Here is a 2,556-nt window from a genome sequence, read left to right on the forward strand (position 1 = left end):
GGATTGATCAGGATTTCCACGCGGCGGTTCTGGGCACGCCCGTCTGCCGTGGCATTGCTGGCAACCGGGCTTTGCGGGCCGTAGCCCTGGGTTGCGATACGATTGCCGGCAACGCCGTTATTGCGCAGGATATTGGCAACAGACTGGGCGCGTTCGCGCGACAGCTTCATATTGTAAGCTTGGGTGCCGGAACTGTCGGTGTAGCCGTTGACGGTGATGGTGGTTTCCGGATACTGGTTAAGCACGCTCGCGACCTCGGCCAGCGAGCGATTGGCGCTGCTGCTCAGCGAGGCACTGTTTAGTGCGAAGGTAATATTTTCCGGCATCACCAGCTTGATCTGGTCACCAACGCGGTTGACCTGGACCTGAGTGTTGGCTAGTTTGGCGCGCAGTTCGCTTTCCTGCTTGTCCATGTAAACGCCGACACCGGCACCGATGGCACCGCAGGCGAGTGCAGCGTTGCGTGCGCCCTTGCCGCCGGAAATCAGCGCGCCGGCTACGCCACACAAGGCCGCGCCACCCAAGCCGTAAGTCGCGGCTTTATTCATCTCCTGCTGGCCGGTCATCGGGTTGGTGGTGCAACCGGTAATGGCGAGGGTGCCGGCCACAAGGGCAGCGGTCAGGCCATGGGACATTTTCAGCATGGTAAAACTCCTGTATGCGATAGGGACACGAACGCTTGGCGTGTCGGTATTGTTGTCTGGTCGCCAGTGCAATCAAGTGACGCGCCAGCTCTATGGTAGATAGCCTGCGGCGTGCTTGCCAGTTGCCTCGCCCTGTATTTCCCGGGAAGGGGGCGGCTATCTGGCTGTGAGGCTGCAATTGTCGTTCATGTGTATTATTTTTGCATTATACAATGTGTTAATTATTATTCCGGTCGCACTTATGAGTGGGCGTGCCGGAGTCTGTGTAAGGATGGGAAAGACTAAATGGATACTTTAGTGGGACAGCGCGAACTGAGCATGACGGTGCTGATGACGCCGGATATGGCAAATTTTTCCGGAAATGTACATGGCGGCTCTTTGCTCAAGCTTCTGGATCAGGTGGCGTATGCCTGCGCCAGCCGCTATGCAGGTTGTTATGCGGTGACCTTGTCGGTGGATCAGGTGCTGTTCAAGCAGCCTATTCATGTGGGTGAACTGGTGACGTTTATGGCGATGGTGAACTACGTGGGGCACACTTCGATGGAAATCGGCATCAAGGTCATCGCCGAGGATATCCGTACCCGAGTGGTGCGCCACACGAATAGCTGTTACTTCACGATGGTAGCCATGGAGCAGGGCAAGGCTATGCGGGTGCCGCCATTATTGCTGGACACGGATGAGCAAAAACAGCGTTTTGCCGCCGCACAGATACGCAAAAAAATGCGGATTGCCGCAGCCGAACACATGAAAACGGCTTTATGAGCAGTCGTCCCGAGCCGTTGCCTATCGAACCTAGCGCGATTTATCGTCTGATTCACACCGATCCGCGCTTTTATATCGTTAGCAAAGCGCCCGGTGTCAGCTTTCACCGCGAGGGGGATGAGGCGGGTCTGATGGAAGGCTTGCGTGCGGGGCTGGCCGATGATGCCCTATGGCCGGTGCACCGGCTGGATCGCATCACTTCGGGTTTGTTGGTGATCGCGCGCTCGGCGGCTGTGGCATCGGCCTTGTCGGCGGCTTTTGCCGGGCGCGAGGTGGAGAAGGTCTATCTGGCCTTGTCGGATCATAAACCGAACAAGAAACAGGGCTGGATTAAAGGCGATATGGAAAAGGGGCGTGGTGGCGCGTGGAAGCTATGCCCCAGCCTGGACAAGCCGGCGATTACCCGCTTTAGCACCGCGTCGGTGATGCCGGGTTTACGCTTGTTTGTATTGCGCCCCCGGACCGGGCGCACCCACCAGTTGCGGGTGGCAATGAAAAGCCTGTCTGCGCCGATAATGGGCGATAGTCTGTATGGCGGTAGTCCTGCCGATCGCGGCTATCTGCACGCCTATGCGCTGGGTTTTATGCTGGATGGCGAACGCCACCGCTTTGTAGCCCCGCCCATAGCCGGCGAATTGTTTGTAACGGAAGCATTTGCCGCCGCACTATGCAGTTGCGGGGATATTTGGGGTGCTGAATAAGTACGATGCCACACCCTGTTTGATATGACAGAAGCCCGCTTGTTGCGGGCTTCGCCGTTTTAGTCGGGTGCTTTGTTGCCGGCTTGGGCGGCGGCTTCGCGCAGCTTGTCTTTCTTGCTCTTGCGCTTGCCCTTGATGCCGCCATTATCGGCTGCAACTTGCAGTGCCGGCAGGATAAGTGGCTGCTCTGGCTCGAAACCCGCTATCTGCTCGCGTGCGACGCGTTGTTGCTGGCGCTTCTCGATCAGGTGAAAATGGGCTTCGTTTTGTGCGCAGATAAAACTGATGGCCACACCGGACGCTCCGGCACGTCCGGTGCGCCCGATGCGGTGGATATAGTCATCGCTGGCGCGTGGCAGGTCGTAATTGACGACGGCGTCGAGTCCGGCAATATCCAGCCCGCGTGCCGCCACATCGGTAGCCACCAAAACCTGCAGTGCCCCATCCTG

4 protein-coding genes are annotated in these 2,556 nt (G+C 57.9%); 2 read left to right on the forward strand and 2 right to left on the reverse strand.

Annotated elements, in window-relative coordinates:
- On the reverse strand, positions 1–641 hold a 641-nt coding region (locus ACRC1E_RS13355), incomplete at its 3' end, for an OmpA family protein (RefSeq protein ID WP_438515581.1).
- A 288-nt stretch (positions 642–929) separates the two neighbouring features.
- Between ACRC1E_RS13355 and ACRC1E_RS13360 the strand changes: the two genes are divergently transcribed.
- Entirely contained in the window at positions 930–1,406 is a 477-nt protein-coding gene (locus tag ACRC1E_RS13360) for an acyl-CoA thioesterase (protein WP_438515582.1), read from the forward strand.
- On the forward strand, positions 1,403–2,107 hold the full coding sequence (locus ACRC1E_RS13365) for a TIGR01621 family pseudouridine synthase (protein WP_438515583.1): 705 nt from the start codon (positions 1,403–1,405) through the stop codon (positions 2,105–2,107). The genes ACRC1E_RS13360 and ACRC1E_RS13365 overlap by 4 nt, the downstream gene beginning before the upstream one ends.
- A gap of 59 nt (positions 2,108–2,166) precedes the next feature.
- Here ACRC1E_RS13365 and ACRC1E_RS13370 read toward each other — a convergent pair.
- Positions 2,167–2,556: helicase-related protein (locus ACRC1E_RS13370; protein WP_438515584.1), on the reverse strand; the 390-nt coding region annotated here is incomplete at its 5' end.

It is taken from the genome of Craterilacuibacter sp. (assembly GCF_051659485.1).
In the GTDB taxonomy this organism is placed as follows: domain Bacteria; phylum Pseudomonadota; class Gammaproteobacteria; order Burkholderiales; family Chromobacteriaceae; genus Craterilacuibacter.